This window comes from Pseudomonas sp. FW300-N1A1 (assembly GCF_058789115.1).
The window spans coordinates 44,943-61,480 of record NZ_JBYTBK010000031.1 but is presented as its reverse complement, the minus strand read 5'-3'; the positions used below and the strand labels follow the sequence as shown (position 1 = coordinate 61,480).

General features: G+C 60.6%; 14 protein-coding genes and 4 tRNA genes. 11 read left to right on the top strand and 7 right to left on the bottom strand.

The features are described 5' to 3' along the window. Positions 1-141: 141 nt before the first annotated feature. The gene (sugE, locus tag AC3WQN_RS19435; protein WP_095078382.1) at positions 142-459 is read right to left on the bottom strand and encodes a quaternary ammonium compound efflux SMR transporter SugE; all 318 of its coding nucleotides are present in this window, start codon (positions 457-459) and stop codon (positions 142-144) included. Positions 460-661: 202 nt separating this feature from the next. Further along, positions 662-1,582, bottom strand: a complete 921-nt coding sequence (rdgC, locus tag AC3WQN_RS19430; protein WP_103400744.1) for a recombination-associated protein RdgC — start codon at positions 1,580-1,582, stop codon at positions 662-664. A 159-nt stretch (positions 1,583-1,741) separates the two neighbouring features. On the opposite strand from rdgC, the gene AC3WQN_RS19425 reads away from it, so the two are divergent. The 5 genes from AC3WQN_RS19425 (at position 1,742) to AC3WQN_RS19405 (ending at position 4,655) form a co-directional block, all read left to right on the top strand. Next, positions 1,742-1,817, top strand: a tRNA-Val gene (locus tag AC3WQN_RS19425). A 19-nt stretch (positions 1,818-1,836) separates the two neighbouring features. Beyond that, positions 1,837-1,913: transfer RNA gene (locus tag AC3WQN_RS19420), tRNA-Asp, on the top strand. A gap of 187 nt (positions 1,914-2,100) precedes the next feature. Continuing rightward, positions 2,101-2,176, top strand: a tRNA-Val gene (locus AC3WQN_RS19415). Positions 2,177-2,195: 19 nt separating this feature from the next. Beyond that, positions 2,196-2,272, top strand: a tRNA-Asp gene (locus tag AC3WQN_RS19410). A 340-nt stretch (positions 2,273-2,612) separates the two neighbouring features. Then, positions 2,613-4,655, top strand: coding sequence for a c-type cytochrome (locus AC3WQN_RS19405; RefSeq protein WP_103400745.1), 2,043 nt, complete (start codon positions 2,613-2,615; stop codon positions 4,653-4,655). A 51-nt stretch (positions 4,656-4,706) separates the two neighbouring features. Here AC3WQN_RS19405 and AC3WQN_RS19400 read toward each other — a convergent pair whose 3' ends face one another. Both AC3WQN_RS19400 and AC3WQN_RS19395 read right to left on the bottom strand, forming a co-directional pair. Continuing rightward, positions 4,707-5,843 (bottom strand): catalase family protein, encoded by a 1,137-nt coding sequence (locus AC3WQN_RS19400; protein ID WP_103400746.1) that lies wholly within the window; start codon positions 5,841-5,843, stop codon positions 4,707-4,709. A gap of 28 nt (positions 5,844-5,871) precedes the next feature. Then, positions 5,872-7,680, bottom strand: coding sequence for a di-heme-cytochrome C peroxidase (locus AC3WQN_RS19395; protein WP_103400747.1), 1,809 nt, complete (start codon positions 7,678-7,680; stop codon positions 5,872-5,874). 271 nt (positions 7,681-7,951) lie between these two features. Here AC3WQN_RS19395 and bamJ point away from each other — a divergent pair, with 271 nt between their 5' ends. From bamJ to AC3WQN_RS19370, 5 genes are all read left to right on the top strand, one after another. After that, complete coding sequence (gene bamJ / locus AC3WQN_RS19390; protein WP_095078378.1) at positions 7,952-8,665, top strand: BamJ family beta-barrel-assembly machinery protein; 714 nt, start codon at positions 7,952-7,954, stop codon at positions 8,663-8,665. A 291-nt stretch (positions 8,666-8,956) separates the two neighbouring features. Then, a complete protein-coding gene (locus AC3WQN_RS19385; protein ID WP_103400748.1) occupies positions 8,957-9,412 on the top strand; it encodes a YkvA family protein in 456 nt (151 codons plus the stop codon). 115 nt (positions 9,413-9,527) lie between these two features. Beyond that, on the top strand, positions 9,528-9,869 hold the full coding sequence (locus AC3WQN_RS19380) for a helix-turn-helix domain-containing protein (RefSeq protein ID WP_095144002.1): 342 nt from the start codon (positions 9,528-9,530) through the stop codon (positions 9,867-9,869). After that, positions 9,866-10,237, top strand: coding sequence for a hypothetical protein (locus tag AC3WQN_RS19375; RefSeq protein ID WP_003223109.1), 372 nt, complete (start codon positions 9,866-9,868; stop codon positions 10,235-10,237). The genes AC3WQN_RS19380 and AC3WQN_RS19375 overlap by 4 nt, the downstream gene beginning before the upstream one ends. Beyond that, positions 10,238-10,639: an SEL1-like repeat protein gene (locus AC3WQN_RS19370; protein WP_103400749.1), complete on the top strand. Its 402-nt coding sequence runs from the start codon at positions 10,238-10,240 to the stop codon at positions 10,637-10,639. Positions 10,640-10,677: 38 nt separating this feature from the next. On the opposite strand, the gene AC3WQN_RS19365 is transcribed toward AC3WQN_RS19370, so the two are convergent. Together AC3WQN_RS19365 and AC3WQN_RS19360 are read right to left on the bottom strand one after the other, a co-directional pair. Continuing rightward, positions 10,678-12,435 carry a bifunctional diguanylate cyclase/phosphodiesterase gene (locus AC3WQN_RS19365; RefSeq protein ID WP_103400750.1) on the bottom strand — a complete coding sequence of 586 codons (1,758 nt, stop codon included), beginning with the start codon at positions 12,433-12,435 and terminating at the stop codon, positions 10,678-10,680. 129 nt (positions 12,436-12,564) lie between these two features. Next, entirely contained in the window at positions 12,565-14,652 is a 2,088-nt protein-coding gene (locus tag AC3WQN_RS19360) for a carboxy terminal-processing peptidase (RefSeq protein WP_178081915.1), read from the bottom strand. Positions 14,653-14,790: 138 nt separating this feature from the next. On the opposite strand from AC3WQN_RS19360, the gene AC3WQN_RS19355 reads away from it, so the two are divergent. Beyond that, complete coding sequence (locus AC3WQN_RS19355; RefSeq protein ID WP_103400752.1) at positions 14,791-15,753, top strand: NAD(P)H-quinone oxidoreductase; 963 nt, start codon at positions 14,791-14,793, stop codon at positions 15,751-15,753. Positions 15,754-15,857: 104 nt separating this feature from the next. Here AC3WQN_RS19355 and AC3WQN_RS19350 read toward each other — a convergent pair whose 3' ends face one another. Further along, positions 15,858-16,511, bottom strand: a complete 654-nt coding sequence (locus AC3WQN_RS19350; RefSeq protein WP_103400753.1) for an HAD family hydrolase — start codon at positions 16,509-16,511, stop codon at positions 15,858-15,860. Positions 16,512-16,538 lie beyond the last annotated feature (27 nt).

The following is a 16,538-nucleotide window of genomic DNA, read 5'->3' as shown; positions in this document are numbered from 1 at the left end:
CTCCCGCTGGGGCGCAAAGCGGCCCTGTTTTGGGGCTGCTACGCAGCCCAGCGGGAGCAAGCTCCCTCGCCACGGGTTTCGTGTTCGGCTTTATTTCTCTTAACTGACTGGCATTACGCAATCTGCGGGCGTTTTTGTGTGTCAGGCGGCGCTGACTTTCAAGCCGACCAACCCGGCAATGATCAGTGCGACGCTGGCCAGGCGGAACAACGCCATGGACTCACCGAACAGGATGATCCCGGCGATCACCGTGCCTATGGCGCCGACACCGGTCCAGATCGCATAGGCCGTTCCCAGCGGCAATTCCTTCATCGCCAGGCCCAGTAGACCAAGGCTGATAGCCATGGCGATAACGGTCAGGGCAGTGGGAAGAGGGCGCGTGAAGCCGTCGGTGTACTTCAGGCCAACGGCCCAGCCGACTTCAAACAGGCCAGCGAAAAACAGAATGATCCAGGACATGGAAACCTCCATCGATTGATGGGGCCGTCCCCAGATTAATGACTCGATCGAGCCGCAAGGTCGTCCTCGCGATGCGCAGTATAGTGCCCATTATTAACCTGGTGATCAAGTTACGTGCGCAATCTGTTGCCGGTTATGTGCAAACGCCACCGAAGCGGTGGCGTTTGCACGGGTCCTGTCAGGCTTCGTCTGTATCGACGATTCAGATGCCTTGCGGAGTCTCTTCACCGCCTAGTGCTTCAACCAGCGCCGGGAGGAAATCGCCGAAAGTCAGCATCATCAGGGTGAAGCTGGCATCCAGTTGGCCAAGGGCCTCATCGCCGCCGTCCTGTTCAGCCTGGTCCTGCAGCAGGTCTTCGAATTTCAGGCGCTTGACCACCATCTTGTCGTCAAGCACGAAAGACAGCTTGTCCTGCCAGGCCAGGGACAACTGAGTCACCACTTTGCCAGTGCTCAGGTGCAACTGGATTTCTTCGCTGGTCAGGTCCTGGCGCTTGCAGCGCACGATGCCGCCGTCTTCGTGGGTGTCGCGCAGTTCGCACTCGTCCAGCACGAAGAAGTCGTCCGCAGCTTTCTGGGTGGTGACCCACTCTGTCATGGTCGCGGTTGGGGACATCTTCACGGTCAGTGGGCGCACGGGCAGCGTGCCGATCACTTCGCGCAGGGTGGAGAGCAGGTCTTCGGCACGTTTCGGGCTGGCCGAGTTGACCAGGATCAGGCCCTGTTTCGGCGCAATGGCGGCGAAGGTCGAGGAGCGACGGATAAAGGCGCGCGGCAGGAAGGCCTGGATGATTTCATCCTTGATCTGATCACGCTCCTTCTTATAGACCTTGCGCATTTGCTCGGCTTCGATCTCTTCGACCTTTTCCTTGACGGCGTCACGTACGACGCTGCCTGGCAGAATGCGTTCTTCCTTGCGTGCGGCAATCAGCAGGAAATCGCCGCTGATATGCACCAGTGGGGCATCTTCGCCTTTGCCGAACGGCGCGACGAAACCGTAGGTGGTCAACTCCTGGCTTGCACATGGACGCGCCAGTTTGGTGGCCAGTGCAGTTTCCAGCGCCTCAGCATCAAAAGGCAGATCTTGGGTCAGGCGATAGATAAGCAGGTTTTTGAACCACATGGGGTGAGTCTCTCCTTTATACAAAGGGGGGCATTATTCTCCGCGCGGCGTCATAGGCCAACCCTTCGCTAAGCCTTTGGAAGGCCTGAGAAAATTATTTAAAAAAGTGCTTGCCAGAGGTGGGGCTGCTCCGTAGAATGCGCGCCACACCGAAGCGAAGGGTGATTAGCTCAGCTGGGAGAGCGTCTGCCTTACAAGCAGAATGTCGGCGGTTCGATCCCGTCATCACCCACCATTCGTTTCAAGTGTTACGCGCAGCGGTAGTTCAGTCGGTTAGAATACCGGCCTGTCACGCCGGGGGTCGCGGGTTCGAGTCCCGTCCGCTGCGCCATATTCGGTAACCTGGAACGCTGAACGCCAGGTCACCACGGAAAAGCCCGCTCACGCGGGTTTTTTTCTGTCTGTTGTTCCTGCAGGATGCATCGTTTCACCGGTTTTCAGATTTTTTGAAAAATATTTCAATTAAATCAACACTTTATGAAAACCTGTGGCATAATGTGCCCCGCAACGAAGGTAAAGGGTGATTAGCTCAGCTGGGAGAGCGTCTGCCTTACAAGCAGAATGTCGGCGGTTCGATCCCGTCATCACCCACCATTTACTTTCAACGCTACGCGCAGCGGTAGTTCAGTCGGTTAGAATACCGGCCTGTCACGCCGGGGGTCGCGGGTTCGAGTCCCGTCCGCTGCGCCATATTCGGTAACCTGGAACACTGAACGCCAGGTCACCACAGAAAGCCCGCTCAATGCGGGCTTTTTGCTGTCTGGGGTTTGCTCAATGCAAGCGCTTGCCGCCAGTTGAGTACCCCGCAACGGCCTGTTTTCTGCCTTCTTCCAATTCTCGCACATGCCTGGTCATTCGATTGTCCGGCATACACGCTCGCCAATGATTCATGTCAACGGCCACCCCCACCAATTCCTATAGAAACAAAGTGGGACCTGCAGGTCCCGGTTCTTGCCTGATGAGGCGATAAAAACCAATAGGAAACTGGCCAACGGGACGACCCGTCGCCAGACCCAAAAGGGGTGTTTCAATGGATTTGAATTTGCCGCGACTGGCCATGCTGGTCTCGTCGTTGTTGTTTGTGCATCAACTCAACGCCAGTGAGCCGGCTTCGGTAGCGGCAACCCAGCCAGGTACGCAGATCGAGCAGGGCAAGTATGTCGCCCAGCTCGGCGACTGCATTGCCTGCCACACCGCCAAGGGCGGCGCGGTCATGGCCGGTGGCCTGGAGTTGAAAACACCGATGGGCACGCTGTATTCCAGCAACATTACCCCGGACCCGGAGACCGGAATCGGCCGCTACACGTTCGAGCAGTTCGACCGTGCCATGCGTGAAGGTGTCACGCCGGCGGGCGATAACCTTTACCCGGCGATGCCTTATCCGTCCTACGCGAAAATGAGCGAAACGGACATGCGGGCGCTGTATGCCTATCTGTTGCAAGGGGTCACCCCCGTCAAACAAGTCAATCTACAGGCGGACATGAGCTGGCCGTTCAACCAGCGTTGGGGGCTGTGGTTCTGGAATCTGTTGTTTGTCGATCACACGCCCTTCGTACCCGACCCCGTCAAGGATGAGCGAGTGAACCGCGGCGCCTATCTGGTGCAGGGCCTGGGGCACTGTGGCGCTTGCCATACGCCACGGGGCATCGCCTTTCAGGAGAAGGCCATGAGCGATGCCGGTTCCAGCGGCGAGCACTATCTGGCCGGGGAAACCGTGGAACAGTGGCGCGCGCTCAGCCTGCGTAACCTGTGGACTGTCGACGACACGGTGCAATTGCTCAAGACCGGGCAAAATCGCTTTGCCACGGTGTCAGGCAACATGGCGGAGGTGATCCATCACAGCACCCAGCACTTTACCGACGACGATCTGATCGCGATTGCGACCTACCTCAAGTCCTTGCCGGCCGGCAAAGATGACCTGCCGCCGCAAACCCTGCCGCTTGCCCCGGCTGAACCTCCGGCGACGCTGTTCAGCAGCCGTGGCGGCTTGGGCTACACGCAGTTTTGTGCCGACTGCCATCGTCCGGACGGTGGCGGTGTGAATGCGATGTTCCCGCCGCTGGCGGGTAATCCGAGCGTGGCCTCGGCCGACCCGGCGTCGTTACTGCACATCACCCTGACGGGCTGGAAAACCGCCGAAACCCTGACCCACCCCCGGGTCTATACCATGCCCGGGTTTGCCCGGCTGTCCGATCAGGAAATCGCCGAGATCCTCAGTTTCGTGCGCGCAAGCTGGGGTAACAGTGGCTCGGTGATCAGCGCCGCCCAGGTCAAACAGATGCGCGGGCAACTCAAGCCGGTCACCGACTCTTCAACCTTTGAAACGCCTCGCCTGGCCGACATGCTGGTCGCGCCCAATGCGCAGCAGGTGGTGCGTGGCATGCGCCTGCACCTGCAAACCAAGGCACTGTTGCCGGACAACGTGGGCAACGCCCTGAACTGCACCAGTTGCCATCTCAACGCGGGCACCGTCGCGGACGGCTCGCCCTTTGTCGGTGTGTCGGCATTCTTCCCGGGTTACGCGCCCCGCGCGGGCCGGCAGATCACCCTGGCTGACCGGATCAATGGTTGCTTCCGGCGTTCGATGAATGGGCAACCGCTTCCCGTACAGTCGGCGGACATGCAGGCGATGATTGCCTACTTCGACTGGATGAAGCGCAACACCTTGCCTGGGGACAAAGTCGCCGGGCGTGGCGTCGGCAAAGTCGACACGGCGATCAAGCCCGACCGGGAGAACGGTCAACGGGTGTATGCCAAGCAATGTGCGGTGTGCCATGGCGCAGCGGGCGAAGGCCTGAAGCGTGCCAGTGGAGAATGGGTGTTTCCGCCACTCTGGGGCGACGAGTCATTCAATATCGGCGCGGGCATGGCGCGGACCTACACCGCCGCGGCGTTCGTCAAGCGCAACATGCCGGTCGGCTTTCATGAGCAGTTCCCGCTAGGGCAGGGTGGGCTTTCCGATCAGGAGGCGGTGGACGTCGCGGAGTACTTCTCGCATCAGCCACGTCCGGACTTCCCGGACAAGGTCAAGGACTGGCCTGAGGGTGGCAAGCCGATTGATGCGCGCTACTGAGTCTTGATGGGGCTGAAGCCGGCTCTGTGGAGAGGCCGGCTTCAGGTAGCGCTATTGTTCGGCGTTGCGCGCGTGTCGGTAGTCGCTGACGGCTTCATACACCGCTTTGCGCAATCGGTTGATGCCGCCAATCGGACGATGGGCTTCAAGGCCGAACCAGGGGTTGAATGACAGGTTGTCGCATTGCAGGTTCTGCGCCGGCGTGTCGAAGTCCTGGGCGGGAATCCTGATCCGTGCCACGGTTTCGAACGGTGCATCGCTTTCGCGCCATTCAATGCTGGTGTCTTCGATCGGCATGTACTGGCTCGGGTCCTGGCGCTGGATCTGCAGGACAAAGCAGGCCGGAACCCGATCCGTCGACAGTTGTTGGGTCAGTGCGCTGCGCAGGAAGTTGGGCAGTGCCTGATTCTGCGGGGGCAGGGTGTAGACCGGGCAACTGTCCGGGTCCGGCGCGACACGAAATTTCGCATTGGCGCTGCCGAACTTGTAGGGCGACACCGAAAAGTAGGTGGTCTGGGTCGGGCTGGCCGGTGCGGGCGCCAGTGTCGCCAGGGCGATGAACAGGTGGCGAACCTGCCAGGTCCGGGGATCCCAGCCGGGGAAAAACGCCATCACTTTCTTGCCGTCAGCCTGCGCGGCGACGTTCTGACGGTATTCGGCGACATCGCTGACGAAGAAGTTCGGGTGATTGAACATCACGAAATCCTGTTCGCCACGGCTTTGCCGATCCTTGAGCAACTGCGTACCCGGCACATCGAGCAATTTGAGCGCCATGCCCCGGGCATCGCGCAGGCTGTCGAATTGCGGGTAGGGGCTGCCGTTGGACAGGCGCAGGGTGGCTTGCCAGGTCTTGCCGGCCTCGCTGAAAACACCCTGGCGCAGTTCGGGCGTCAGGTCTTGTAGGACCTGAACTTCAGCGTTCAGGCAGCCGTGAGCCTTGGCGTGGGCATCACGCAAGTAGCGGGTGTTCTCCCGGTGCGAGTCGACGATGCGCACGGCAGTCTGAATGACATCCCGGGTCATCGCCGCTTCGTCGGTGGGTATCTGCTCCTGGGCAGGCACGGGCCCGCGGTGCTGCCAGGCCGACCAGGCGGTTGCCACGGCCCAGCCCAGCAGGCCGAGGCCCACCACAAACAGCACGGCCTTGCCCAGCAGAACGCACATGCGCAACCACAGTGTCATCAACATGCAAAACTCCTTGGGTTCGAGTCGGGGGTCATGGCAGTTGCGCCTCCAGCGGACCGCCGAGCACTTTCAGGTACTCCAGCAGTGCCCAGCGCTCCTGTGGTTGCAGCAAGCGTCCGATGACCCCGTTGCCACGTTCGCCGGCACGGAATTCGTGACCGCTGTTGTGGTTGCCGGTGATTCGCGTGTCGAACTCAAAACCGTTGGTAAAGGCTTGCGTGCGATACCCCAGATGCTTCGGGTCGTACTCGAAGGTGCCTTTATAGAAGGTGGTTGCCCGTTCATCCTGGGGTGAGAGCAGCTGGTAAATGCTTGGCACCGATCCGTTATGCAGGAAGGGCGCCGTTGCCCATACGCCCGCCAGGGGCCGGGCTTTGTAGGCAGTCTTTTCGCGCACCCCGATGGGCAGGCCAAAACCGTCCATGGCCGGACGTTCCTCGGGCGTGACAGCGGCCTCGCGATAAGCGCGGCGCTCAACGAAAGCGGTGACGTAGGCCAGGCCTTTGGCGACCGAGAGCTGGCTCAGGTCCAGCGGTTCCTCGGGCGCGGGCTGCAGCTTGACATCGAGGTTGGCCAGTTCCGCCGGGTCCCATTGCAGTGAGCGGAGGTCGAACCGGTGGTTGGCAATGTTGTTGGCCGCTCCCGGGTCGGTGCCAATCACCTCGACCGGGAGCATTTTCAGCTTCTTCTCCGGTCGACCGTTGGCCTGGGCCACGCTCGGAACATGGCAGCCGGCGCAGTTTTCGGCGAACAGTGCACGCCCCTGGGCCGCCAGCGGCTTGTCGATGTTGCCAAACAGTGCTTCGGGCCAGGCGGGCGGTTGGAGGCGTTTCAGGGTTTCTTCGATCAGGTGCAAGTCGCGCACACGGACGCTGGAGGGGTAGCGGTCGTCGCCCTTGAGCGGTTGGCCATTGGCATCGAAGAAGTTCAGCGTCGCGCCGACCCCCAGGGCTTCACCGACATTGCGTGCCATCGGTTGCTGGGCCGAGCCGTTCCATTGCACCCAGTCGAAGGTCCAGATATCCCAGAGCTGTGGATAGTCCACCGGGGCGTTGGCGACGCGGTAGTTGTCGGGGGAAATGGCGTCGCCGAAGGCGGCGTTGGCGATACGTCCGAACGCGTCGGTGCGCCCGGGGCCTTCTTCGGTCGGGTAGAGACCGCGATGGGTATCGTTCCAGGCGACGCCCAGGAAGATGTCCAGTGACGCCTTGACGTCCTGGCGCAGTTGCGAGTGCCCGGCGTCGTAGTCCTGGCCCAACACATTGCGGGCGAAACGCTCGAATTTCCATGGGTTGTAGTAGGTCGAGGCCAGGCTGGCGACCAGCGCCTGGCCGAAGCTACCGCCGCGCAGTGTCGGTACGCTGGAGGGCAGTACATGTTGGGCGGTACCGCCATCGATGCGTACGGCCTGGCCCTTGAACCGCAGTTCGCCGGTGTGGCAGGCGGCGCAGGTAATATCCAGAAACTCTTCTTTGCTGCCGGAATTCTGATGGCGGGTGAAGCCTACCGGCAGATTTCCAGGGTTGCCTGGCGTGGCTTTTTGCGCCGGATCCACCAGGAAACCGAAGCGCGCCAGGTACTCGGGCGCGGCGAAACGTTGCTGCGAAAACGGCAGTTCAAGGGCGTTGAACCAGGTGTAGCGCAAGCCCTTGACCTGGGTGCCCTGGGGCGTGAAATAGAACGTCTGACGGTCGTCGGCGCTCCATTGCGGCAGGTAATGCACCTGCTGGGCAGGCGTATAGGTCGGTAGTTTCGGGTTGGCAACGTAGTACAGCACCACGGCCAGCGCGACCAGCAGCAGGGCCGCGATCAGTAACAGCACACGGAATAAGAGGCGCAAGATAAACATCCTTGTCGATTAAGTATTTTGTTATGCCTGAGGCGCAGTTCAGCAGCAAGTAGCCATTACGCCAGATGTCGTGCGAATCGGCATCCGCAACCATGGGGGTAGGCTGACAGAAATTTCATGCTCACACCTGAGTAAAACGCGTTAAAAGACCTGAACTTATCGGACGTTTACTGCTCTCATGCCGGTAGCCATTGGTCGTGGCGGCCTGATAAGCTCGCGGCTTTACTCGATTGCCCTTTAGGCGCATGAACAAGGAAATAGCATGAAACAGCATCGGTTGGCGGCGGCGGTGGCCCTGGTTAGCCTGGTACTCGCGGGTTGTGACTCGCAGACCAGCGTTGAGCTGAAAACCCCGGCGCAAAAAGCTTCCTACGGTATCGGCCTGAACATGGGCAAGAGCCTGGCACAGGAAGGTATGGATGATCTGGATTCCAAAGCTGTAGCCCAAGGCATCGAAGATGCTATCGGCAAGAAAGAACAGAAGCTCAAGGATGATGAACTGGTCGAAGCTTTCGCTGCGCTGCAAAAGCGCGCTGAAGAGCGTATGGCCAAGATGAGCGAAGAGTCGGCTGCCGCCGGCAAGAAATTCCTCGAAGACAACGCCAAGAAAGCCGGTGTGACCACCACGGCTTCCGGCTTGCAGTACGAAGTCGTCAAGAAGGCCGATGGCGCTCAGCCGAAGCCGACCGACGTGGTGACTGTTCACTACACCGGCACCCTGACCAACGGCACCGTTTTCGACAGCTCCGTCGAGCGTGGCAGCCCGATCGACCTGCCGGTCAGCGGCGTGATCCCGGGTTGGGTTGAAGGCCTGCAACTGATGCACGTCGGCGAGAAGTACAAGCTGTACATTCCTAGCGAACTGGCCTACGGCGCACAAAGCCCTAGCCCGGCAATCCCGGCCAACTCGGTGCTGGTATTCGACCTGGAACTGCTGGCGATCAAGGATCCTGCCAAGCAAGACGCCGAGAAGTAATCAGCGTCTGGTATGACAACAACGCCCCGCTTATCCGGGGCGTTGTTGCATCTGGTGTCCGGTGGCCGGGCATTCGATTGAACGGATGCCCTGGGCTGGCGTGATAGCACTGAAAGTAGTGCCGATAGCCCGGAAGGTTGCCAAGTCAATGAAATATTGGGTTTTTTTATGTGAGTAAAAAACGCCCGATCTGACTGGGGGCCTTGTAAAACGGGGCTTTGAGGCGTGAAATAGGGCTCTGTTCACAAGGTTATCCACAATTTGTGTGGATAACATTTCAGTGGAGGGATGATGAAAGCACCCTGGAGTTTCGCTCGGTTTCTGCCGCTGGCCGGTCGATTGATCAGTCGTGGACGTTTGCCGACACTGCTGTTCGCGGTGGCCCGCAAGGGCGCCAATCAAGGCTGGCGGCTGGGTAAGCTCAAGGATGACCTGCGTTTGCTGCAGGCACTGTGCCTGGCGTACTGGCGTGGCGAGTACCGTGCCATCAGCCCCAAGGCGTTGGTGGCGGTGGTGGCGGGGCTGATGTATTTCCTTAGCCCGATTGACGCCATTCCTGATTTCCTTCCCCTGTTCGGCATGTTCGATGACATCGCCGTGCTCGCCTGGTTGATGAAAACCCTGGCCGATGAACTGAATGCTTTCCGTGTCTGGCGCAGCCGTCAGCGGCCGGAAAAGCTGGCCGTGGTGGAGCGGTTGCCCGATACACCGGAGCAACTGCAACTGCAGGGCCCGAAAAAAACCTGAGCCGAATCAGGTTCATCTGCAGATTGATCCCCCCTCGCGACCTTGGCGGCTGTTAGGATTACACTTCTAAGGAAAAGTGCCGACTCGCTAAGTGTTGTTGTCCTACGGGGTAGTCATGGATATTCAGATCATTGCACGTGATGGCGAGCCCGAGTATGCGGTGTTGCCATGGGCTCAGTATCAAGCGTTATTGAAAGCAGCAGGCGTTAGCGAATCACCTGCACGTGAAGCAACAGCTCGTCACGTGTCCTCCGCAGACCAGGAACTTCCAGGTCTGGATCAACTACGCAGTTTGCGTGAAGCAAAGGGCATCGCGATCGAAGCGCTGGCCCGCACGGTAGGCATCAGTCCTTCTTACCTGGCCCTGATTGAAAGTGGCGAGCGTCAACCTGACGCTGCGATCCGCCGCAGCCTGGCCTGGGAGTTGAAGGTGCAGGGATGGAGGGATGAATCGTGAGTGTGCGAATCAGTCGTCAACATTGGGACGGTTTACTGGGCGAGCTGGACCAGGCCCGTCGACAGCGCCACCTGCTGACTTATCGTGCGTTGCTCGAGCGCTTGCAACTCCCCACGCCGGCCATGCAAACCCTCACTGCGGCCCTTGAACACCTGGCGGCCCTGGATGCCAAGGCCGAGCAGCCCTTGCGCAGTTCGCTGGTGATCAGCCAGGGCGCCAGTCGCCTGCCGCGCACCGGTTTCTTCGAATGTGTCGAGCGCCTGGGACGGTTTTCCGGGCCGTCCGATGGCGTCGCGGCGGCATCCTGGCACGCCTCGGAAGTGGTTCGGGTGTTTGAATACGAATACCCTGAATCCGCGGAGGCCTGAGTGTTTCTACGACTCAAGGCGCATGTCGGTTACTGGCTGGCACGCCGGTTGTTTCACTGGTCGTGGTTCGTGCGCCAGCCGCGCGGCTGGCACTGGCTCGAAGGCCAGTTCGCACGCATGGCCAACCTGGGAGATGTCGGCGCCCAGAGCTTCTATGGGCACATCCTGGCGTTTCGCGGCGTCGGCCTGGGTGCTCGTGAGGAGGGCGTGCGCTTGCTGCGCCTGGCAGCCTTGGCGGGCGATGGCAAAGCAGCCTATCAGGTAGGCGTGATCAGCCTGGCCGGAACGCCGGGCAAGGCCCCGGACGCTGCCGAGGCGGCGCGCTGGTGGCGGATGGCAGCCAAGGCCGGGCATCCCCTGGCCGAGCACAAGCTCAAGGCGCTGGAGCCCGGTTCGCACTAGCCGTGCCGGCGCTGGCGATCTTGCGGGCGCCCGGTTTTTCAGGCGCTTGCCAGGCTATCAATCACATGCACGCTATACCCCGGCACATGCTTGGCGTGGTGCTTGGCATGTGACGCCAGCTCCGCCAAGCGGCTGGCATCGAGTTGCCCGCAGGCCTGTGGGTGCAGATGCACGACGCCGATGGACAGGGACAACAACGCATATTCCTGGCTTACACCCTGGCGATTGACGGCGATAAAACAGCCGGCCTCCAGGTGATCGGCGCGGTAGAAGCGCCGGCACTGACGGTGGAAGTCGTCGTGCAATTGGTTCAGGCGTTTTTGCCAGTCTTCCGGGCCCAGTACCAGCAGGAAGTCATCGCCGCCGATATGGCCGACGAAGTCGCGGCCGGGATCGATACATTCGTTCAGGCATTGCGCCAGGCAGAGCAGGACTTCGTCGCCACGCCCGTAGCCATAGATATCGTTGAACGGCTTGAAACTGTCGATGTCGACGTAGCAGATCACTGACTCGCGGCGCTGTTGCAGCAACCGGGTCAGGCACTGCTGGATGGGCACATTGCCCGGTAGCAGGGTCAGCGGGTTGGCGTATCGGGCCTGCTGGATCTTCAGTTCGGTTATCAGTTTAAGCACGTCGATCACCCGTCCCAGCCCCAGGTAGCAACCATTGAGGGTGATGATGAAGTCCTCTTCAATGCGTTGGCGAGCGCGGCTGGTGATCAGGCGGCTGACCTGTTGCAGCGACTGGCTGAGCTCCACGGCGAGGAAATCATCGTTCATCAGGCGGCTGATGGGTTTACGGGCGAACAGATCGGTGGCAAACGGCTTGAGCAGTGCGTCCGAGAGCGAGTGACGGTGAACGATGCCGCAGGGTTGGCTTCGCTCGTCGAGCACCGCCAGCGAGTTCAGGTTGGCTTGGCGGCGAAAGGCTTCGAGCACGTTGGCCGTTGGCGTGTCGTGGCGCACGGCGGGTTGCTCGTTGAGCAAGGCGCTGAGGTCGCGCAGTTCATCGTTGAGCGTCACGGCGCTGCTGTCATGCCTGGGCAGCAGGTTGCGGGCTTCCCGCGGCGGATGTTCCTGCGGGCGGCACAGCAGGTAGCCCTGGACCAGGTCGACGCCCATTTCGCTCAGCACCGCGAGTTCTTCCGGCAGTTCGATACCTTCGGCAATCACCTGGGCCCGCGAGGCTTTGGCGATTTGCAGGATCGAGCCGACGAACTCGCGCTTGAGGGCGTCCAGGTGAATGCCGTCGATGAAATGCCGGTCGATCTTCACATACTCCGGACGTAGTTCCGACCACAGCCGCAGGCTGGAATAGCCAGCCCCCAAGTCATCGAGGGCAATCGAAAACCCCATCGACCGATAGTGATGCAGCGCGTTTTGCAGCAGCTGGAAATCATCGGTCGGTGTTTGTTCGGTCAATTCGATCACCACCTGGCTCGGCGGGATACCGAGTTCCTGGAGCATGTGCAGGGTTCTGCCGGGTTGATGGTCGGTTTCGAGCAGGGTTTCAGGGGAGACGTTGAGAAACAGCTTGCCTGGCAACCGTTGTTCACTGAAACGACGGCAGGCGCTGTGCCTGCAGGCGATCTCCAGTTCGCTGAGGCGCCCGGCCTGACGGGCCACGGAGAACAGGGCGAGCGGGGAGTGCAGGGGGTTGTTGGAGGGGCCCCGGCTGAGGGCCTCGTAACCGAGAATGCGTCGTTCAGAGAGCGAAACGATGGGCTGGAACAGGCTGTGCAAGGCCCCTTGAGCCAGAATTGAACTCAAGGCACTCAGCTGTTCGGTGGTGGTCATGGCAATCTCTGGCGATAAAAAAGGACCGGGTCCGCCCTGTGTTGGAAGGCGGACCCGGTCCTGTATTTCACGACAGATTGATGACTGTTTGATGACGCTCCAGGGGGGAGCGTAAACATTAAATTGCCATCACTTCTTGGCGCTGGCGACCGCCGTGTTCAGCTTCAAGTAATCCAGGAGAATCCGCCCGGTTTCGCTGAGGTAGGCGTCGTCTTCCGGCTTGGTCTTGTCTGGCTCGGCGGCGATGGCGTCTTCGTCTTCTTTCTTCAGTTCTTTGAGCGGCGCTTCACCCTTGGCCTTGCGACGAAGGTTTTCCATCGCCAGCTGCTTGGCCTCGATGTCGGCGTGCTGAGCCCGGCGCTCGGCTTCGTTGAGGCTGACGGTTTTTTCCGCCATCAGCTTCTGGGCCAGTGCCAGTCTGTCACGGATGAACACGAACTCTGCGTCCTTGTCCGTGCGCGCGTCATGCTCGGCCTTGAGTTGGGCGAGGAATGGTTTGAACGGATCGACGGCAGGCTTGATCGCAGGCCGAATGGTGTCCCACGGCATCGCTTCGGGCAGGGCGCTTTCACCGATTTCCTTGGTGTCGATCAGCGATGGGTAGTCGATGTCCGGCAGTACGCCCTGATGCTGGGTGCTCTGGCCGGAAACCCGGTAGAACTTGGCCAGGGTCAGTTTCAGTTCGCCATGGTTCAGCGGCTGAATGGTCTGCACGGTGCCTTTGCCGAAGGTCTGGCCGCCGATGATCATCGCGCGGTGGTAATCCTGCATGGCGCCGGCAAAAATCTCCGAGGCGGATGCAGACAGGCGGTTGACCAGCAACACCAGCGGGCCTTTGTAGAAGGCGCCGGGGTTTTCGTCTTCCAGCACGTCGACCCGGCCATCGGCATTGCGTACCAGCACGGTCGGGCCCTTGTCGATGAACAGGCTGGTCAGCTCGGTGGCTTCCTGCAGGGATCCGCCGCCGTTGTTGCGCAGGTCGATGACGACGCCGTCGACTTTTTCCTTCTGCAGTTCGGTCAGCAGTTTCTTGACGTCGCGGGTGGTGCTCTTGTAGTCCGGATCACCGGCACGGAACGCCTTGAAGTCCAGGTAGAAGGCCGGGATCTCGATGACGCCCAGCTTGTAGTCCTTGCCGTCCTGCTTGAGGTTCAGCACCGACTTCTTCACCGCCTGGTCTTCCAGCTTCACCGCTTCGCGGGTGATCGGCACGATCTTGCTGGTCTGGTCGTTCGGTGCGTTGCTGGCCGGAATCACTTCCAGGCGCACCACGGTCCCTTTTGGCCCGCGGATCAGCTTGACCACTTCGTCCAGGCGCCAGCCAACCACGTCGACCATCTCTTTGTTGCCTTGGGCAACGCCGATGATCTTGTCGGCCGGGGCGACCATCTTGGTCTTGTCGGCCGGACCTGCCGGCACCAGGCGCACGACTTTTACCTGATCGTTGTCGCTCTGCAACACGGCGCCGATGCCTTCGAGGGACAGGCTCATGTTGATGTCGAAGTTTTCCGCGTTATCCGGTGACAGGTAGTTGGTGTGCGGGTCGTAAGACATGGCGAACGTATTGATGTACGCCTGGAAGATATCTTCCGCACGGGTCTGCCCCAGGCGCGACAGCTGGTTCTTGTAGCGCTTGGTCAGGGTTTCCTGAATCTGTTTCGAGTCCTTGCCGGCGATTTTCATGCGCAGCACTTCGTCCTTGACGCGTTTGCGCCACAGGTCGTCGAGCTCGGCAGTGGAGGTGAGCCACGGAGCGTCCTTGCGATCGATCAGCAAGGTTTCCCGGGTGGTGAAGTCGATCTTGTCGACCCCTTTGTTCAGCTCGACCAGAGCGAATTCCAGACGCGCTTTGACGCGGTCCAGATAACGCTTGTAGATCGTGAACCCGGCGTTCAGGTCGCCGCTTTTGAGGAAGTCGTCAAACTGGGTTTTCCATTTGTCGAATTCGGCGATATCGCTGGCCATGAAGTAGCTGCGCGACGGGTCCAGCAGCTTCAGGTAGCTGTCATAGATGATCAGCGAACGGGCGTCATCCAGGGGCGGCTTGCTGTAATGATGGCGCTTGAGCAACTCGACGACGTTCAGGCTGGCAATCACCTCGTCACGACCGGGCTGAAGCTTGTCCCAACTATTGGCTGCGAACGTATCGGGCGCGAGCGACAAGCTGCCCAGGCCAATGAATAGAGCGAGTGCGGTGCTGGAGAACAAATGCTTCATGCCGATTCGACGCGGGGACAATTGATAACGCATATTAGGCCGTCTTTGAAGTCGCCGGTTCCACAAGAACCGGTCGCATAATGCAAAAAACCCGGCGCTATAGCACCGGGCTCAGTCCAGACTCACTATGGAGGCACTGTGAAGGCATTGCAAGGCGTTGACGGACATGTGGCGTGGGTTGAAGCGCCGACACCGGTCTGTGATGTGGGGCAGGTTCGCATTCGTGTGGCGGCTGCGGGCTTGAATCGGGCGGACTTGTTGCAGAGGGCCGGGCTCTATCCTGCGCCCCCCGGGGCCAGCCAGGTGTTGGGGCTAGAGTGTTCCGGGGTGATCAGCGAGGTCGGCCCGGGATCTGCCTGGCAGGTCGGTGATCGCGTGTGTGCGTTGCTGGCCGGTGGCGGGATGGCTGAAGAGGTGGTGGTCGACGCTCGCCACGTATTGCCGGTGCCAGAGGGCCTGTCGCTAACCGAAGCGGCAGCCTTGCCCGAGGTGTATAGCACGGCCTGGTCGAACCTGTTTCAGCTGGCGGCACTCAAGCCGGGTGAAAAGGTGTTGTTGCATGCCGGGGCAAGTGGTGTTGGTTCAGCCGCCATTCAGCTGTGCAAGGCGTTTGGCAACCCGTGCTGGGTCAGTGTCGGTTCCACCGACCGCCTGGCCTACTGCCAGGCACTGGGCGCGCAAGGCGGGGTGGTGCGCACCGATGGGCTGGAGGGTTTGAGCGAGCTGGGGCCCTTCGATGTGATTCTCGACCCGGTGGGGGCCAGCTATGCCGAGTTGAACCTGAAGGTATTGGCGCGTGATGGGCGTTGGGTGTTGATCGGCTTGATGGGCGGTCGCGAGACCCGGCTGGACCTGGCGCAAGTACTGGCCAAGCGGATCCAGTTGTTGGGGTCGACCTTGCGCAATCGTGACGATCAGTTCAAGGCTGATCTGTTCAGCGATCTGAGCGTGCATGTCTGGCCACTGTTCACCGAAGGGCGCCTGAGCCCGCAACTGGCCAGGGCCTTCCCGATCCAGGACGCCGAAGCGGCGTTTGCCGAGCTGGCGAGCAACCAGGTGTCGGGCAAGCTGGTGCTGGTGATCGACGAGAGTCTGGCCTGAAGGTGGCGAGGGAGCTTGCTCCCGCTGGAGCGCGAAGCGCTCCCAAAACCGGCGCGCTGCGCGACCGAGCGGGAGCAAGCTCCCTCGCCACAGGGTTTGTTTGCTTACTTCCAGAGATGGATCGGCCAGCCGGCCTTTTCGGCGTGTTCGTGCAGTACCGGATCCGGGTTGACCGCATGGGGATGGTCGACCTTGAGCAGCAACGGCAGGTCGTTGCGTGAGTCCGAATAAAAGCTCGCGCCTTCAATGTTTTCCTCTTCGGCGTCCAGCCATTCCAGCAGGCGCGTGATCTTACCTTCGCGGTAGGTCAGGGTGCCGACGGTTTGGCCGCTGTAGACCCCATGCCGGACATCCAGCTCGATGCCGAGTATCTCGTCGATACCCAGGCGCTCGGCAATCGGCCCGACCAGGTGGGTGCCCGAGGCGGAGATGACCAGGATCCGGTCGCCGGCCTTGCGGTGAGCGGCAATGGTCCGGGTGGCCTCGCTGAAGATGATGGGCTCGATGAAGTCCTCCACCCAGGGCTCGACCAGGTGCCGGACTTCTTCCGGTGTCCGGCCGATCAAGGGTTCCAGGCTGAACGCCATGTACTCCTCCATCCGCAGCTTGCCGTGACTGTAGGCGTCCATCAGCGCGTTGTTCTGGCGCATGAACGACTCAGGGTCGACCCAGCCCAGGCGGCCCATCTGTTCACTCCAGAGGGTGGCGCAGTCGCCATGGATCAGGGTTTCGTCCAGATCAAAAATTGCCAGGGCCATCAGTGCAACTCTCTCTTCAGAATCGGT

Coding starts and splice junctions, on each gene's coding strand:
- AC3WQN_RS19380 (WP_095144002.1), top strand. CDS start 9,528: ATGGATATTCAGATCATTGCACGTGATGGCGAGCCCGAGTATGCGGTG.
- AC3WQN_RS19360 (WP_178081915.1), bottom strand. CDS start 14,652: ATGAAGCATTTGTTCTCCAGCACCGCACTCGCTCTATTCATTGGCCTG.
- AC3WQN_RS19385 (WP_103400748.1), top strand. CDS start 8,957: ATGAAAGCACCCTGGAGTTTCGCTCGGTTTCTGCCGCTGGCCGGTCGA.
- bamJ (WP_095078378.1), top strand. CDS start 7,952: ATGAAACAGCATCGGTTGGCGGCGGCGGTGGCCCTGGTTAGCCTGGTA.
- rdgC (WP_103400744.1), bottom strand. CDS start 1,582: ATGTGGTTCAAAAACCTGCTTATCTATCGCCTGACCCAAGATCTGCCT.
- AC3WQN_RS19400 (WP_103400746.1), bottom strand. CDS start 5,843: ATGTTGATGACACTGTGGTTGCGCATGTGCGTTCTGCTGGGCAAGGCC.
- AC3WQN_RS19350 (WP_103400753.1), bottom strand. CDS start 16,511: ATGGCCCTGGCAATTTTTGATCTGGACGAAACCCTGATCCATGGCGAC.
- AC3WQN_RS19405 (WP_103400745.1), top strand. CDS start 2,613: ATGGATTTGAATTTGCCGCGACTGGCCATGCTGGTCTCGTCGTTGTTG.
- AC3WQN_RS19365 (WP_103400750.1), bottom strand. CDS start 12,435: ATGACCACCACCGAACAGCTGAGTGCCTTGAGTTCAATTCTGGCTCAA.
- sugE (WP_095078382.1), bottom strand. CDS start 459: ATGTCCTGGATCATTCTGTTTTTCGCTGGCCTGTTTGAAGTCGGCTGG.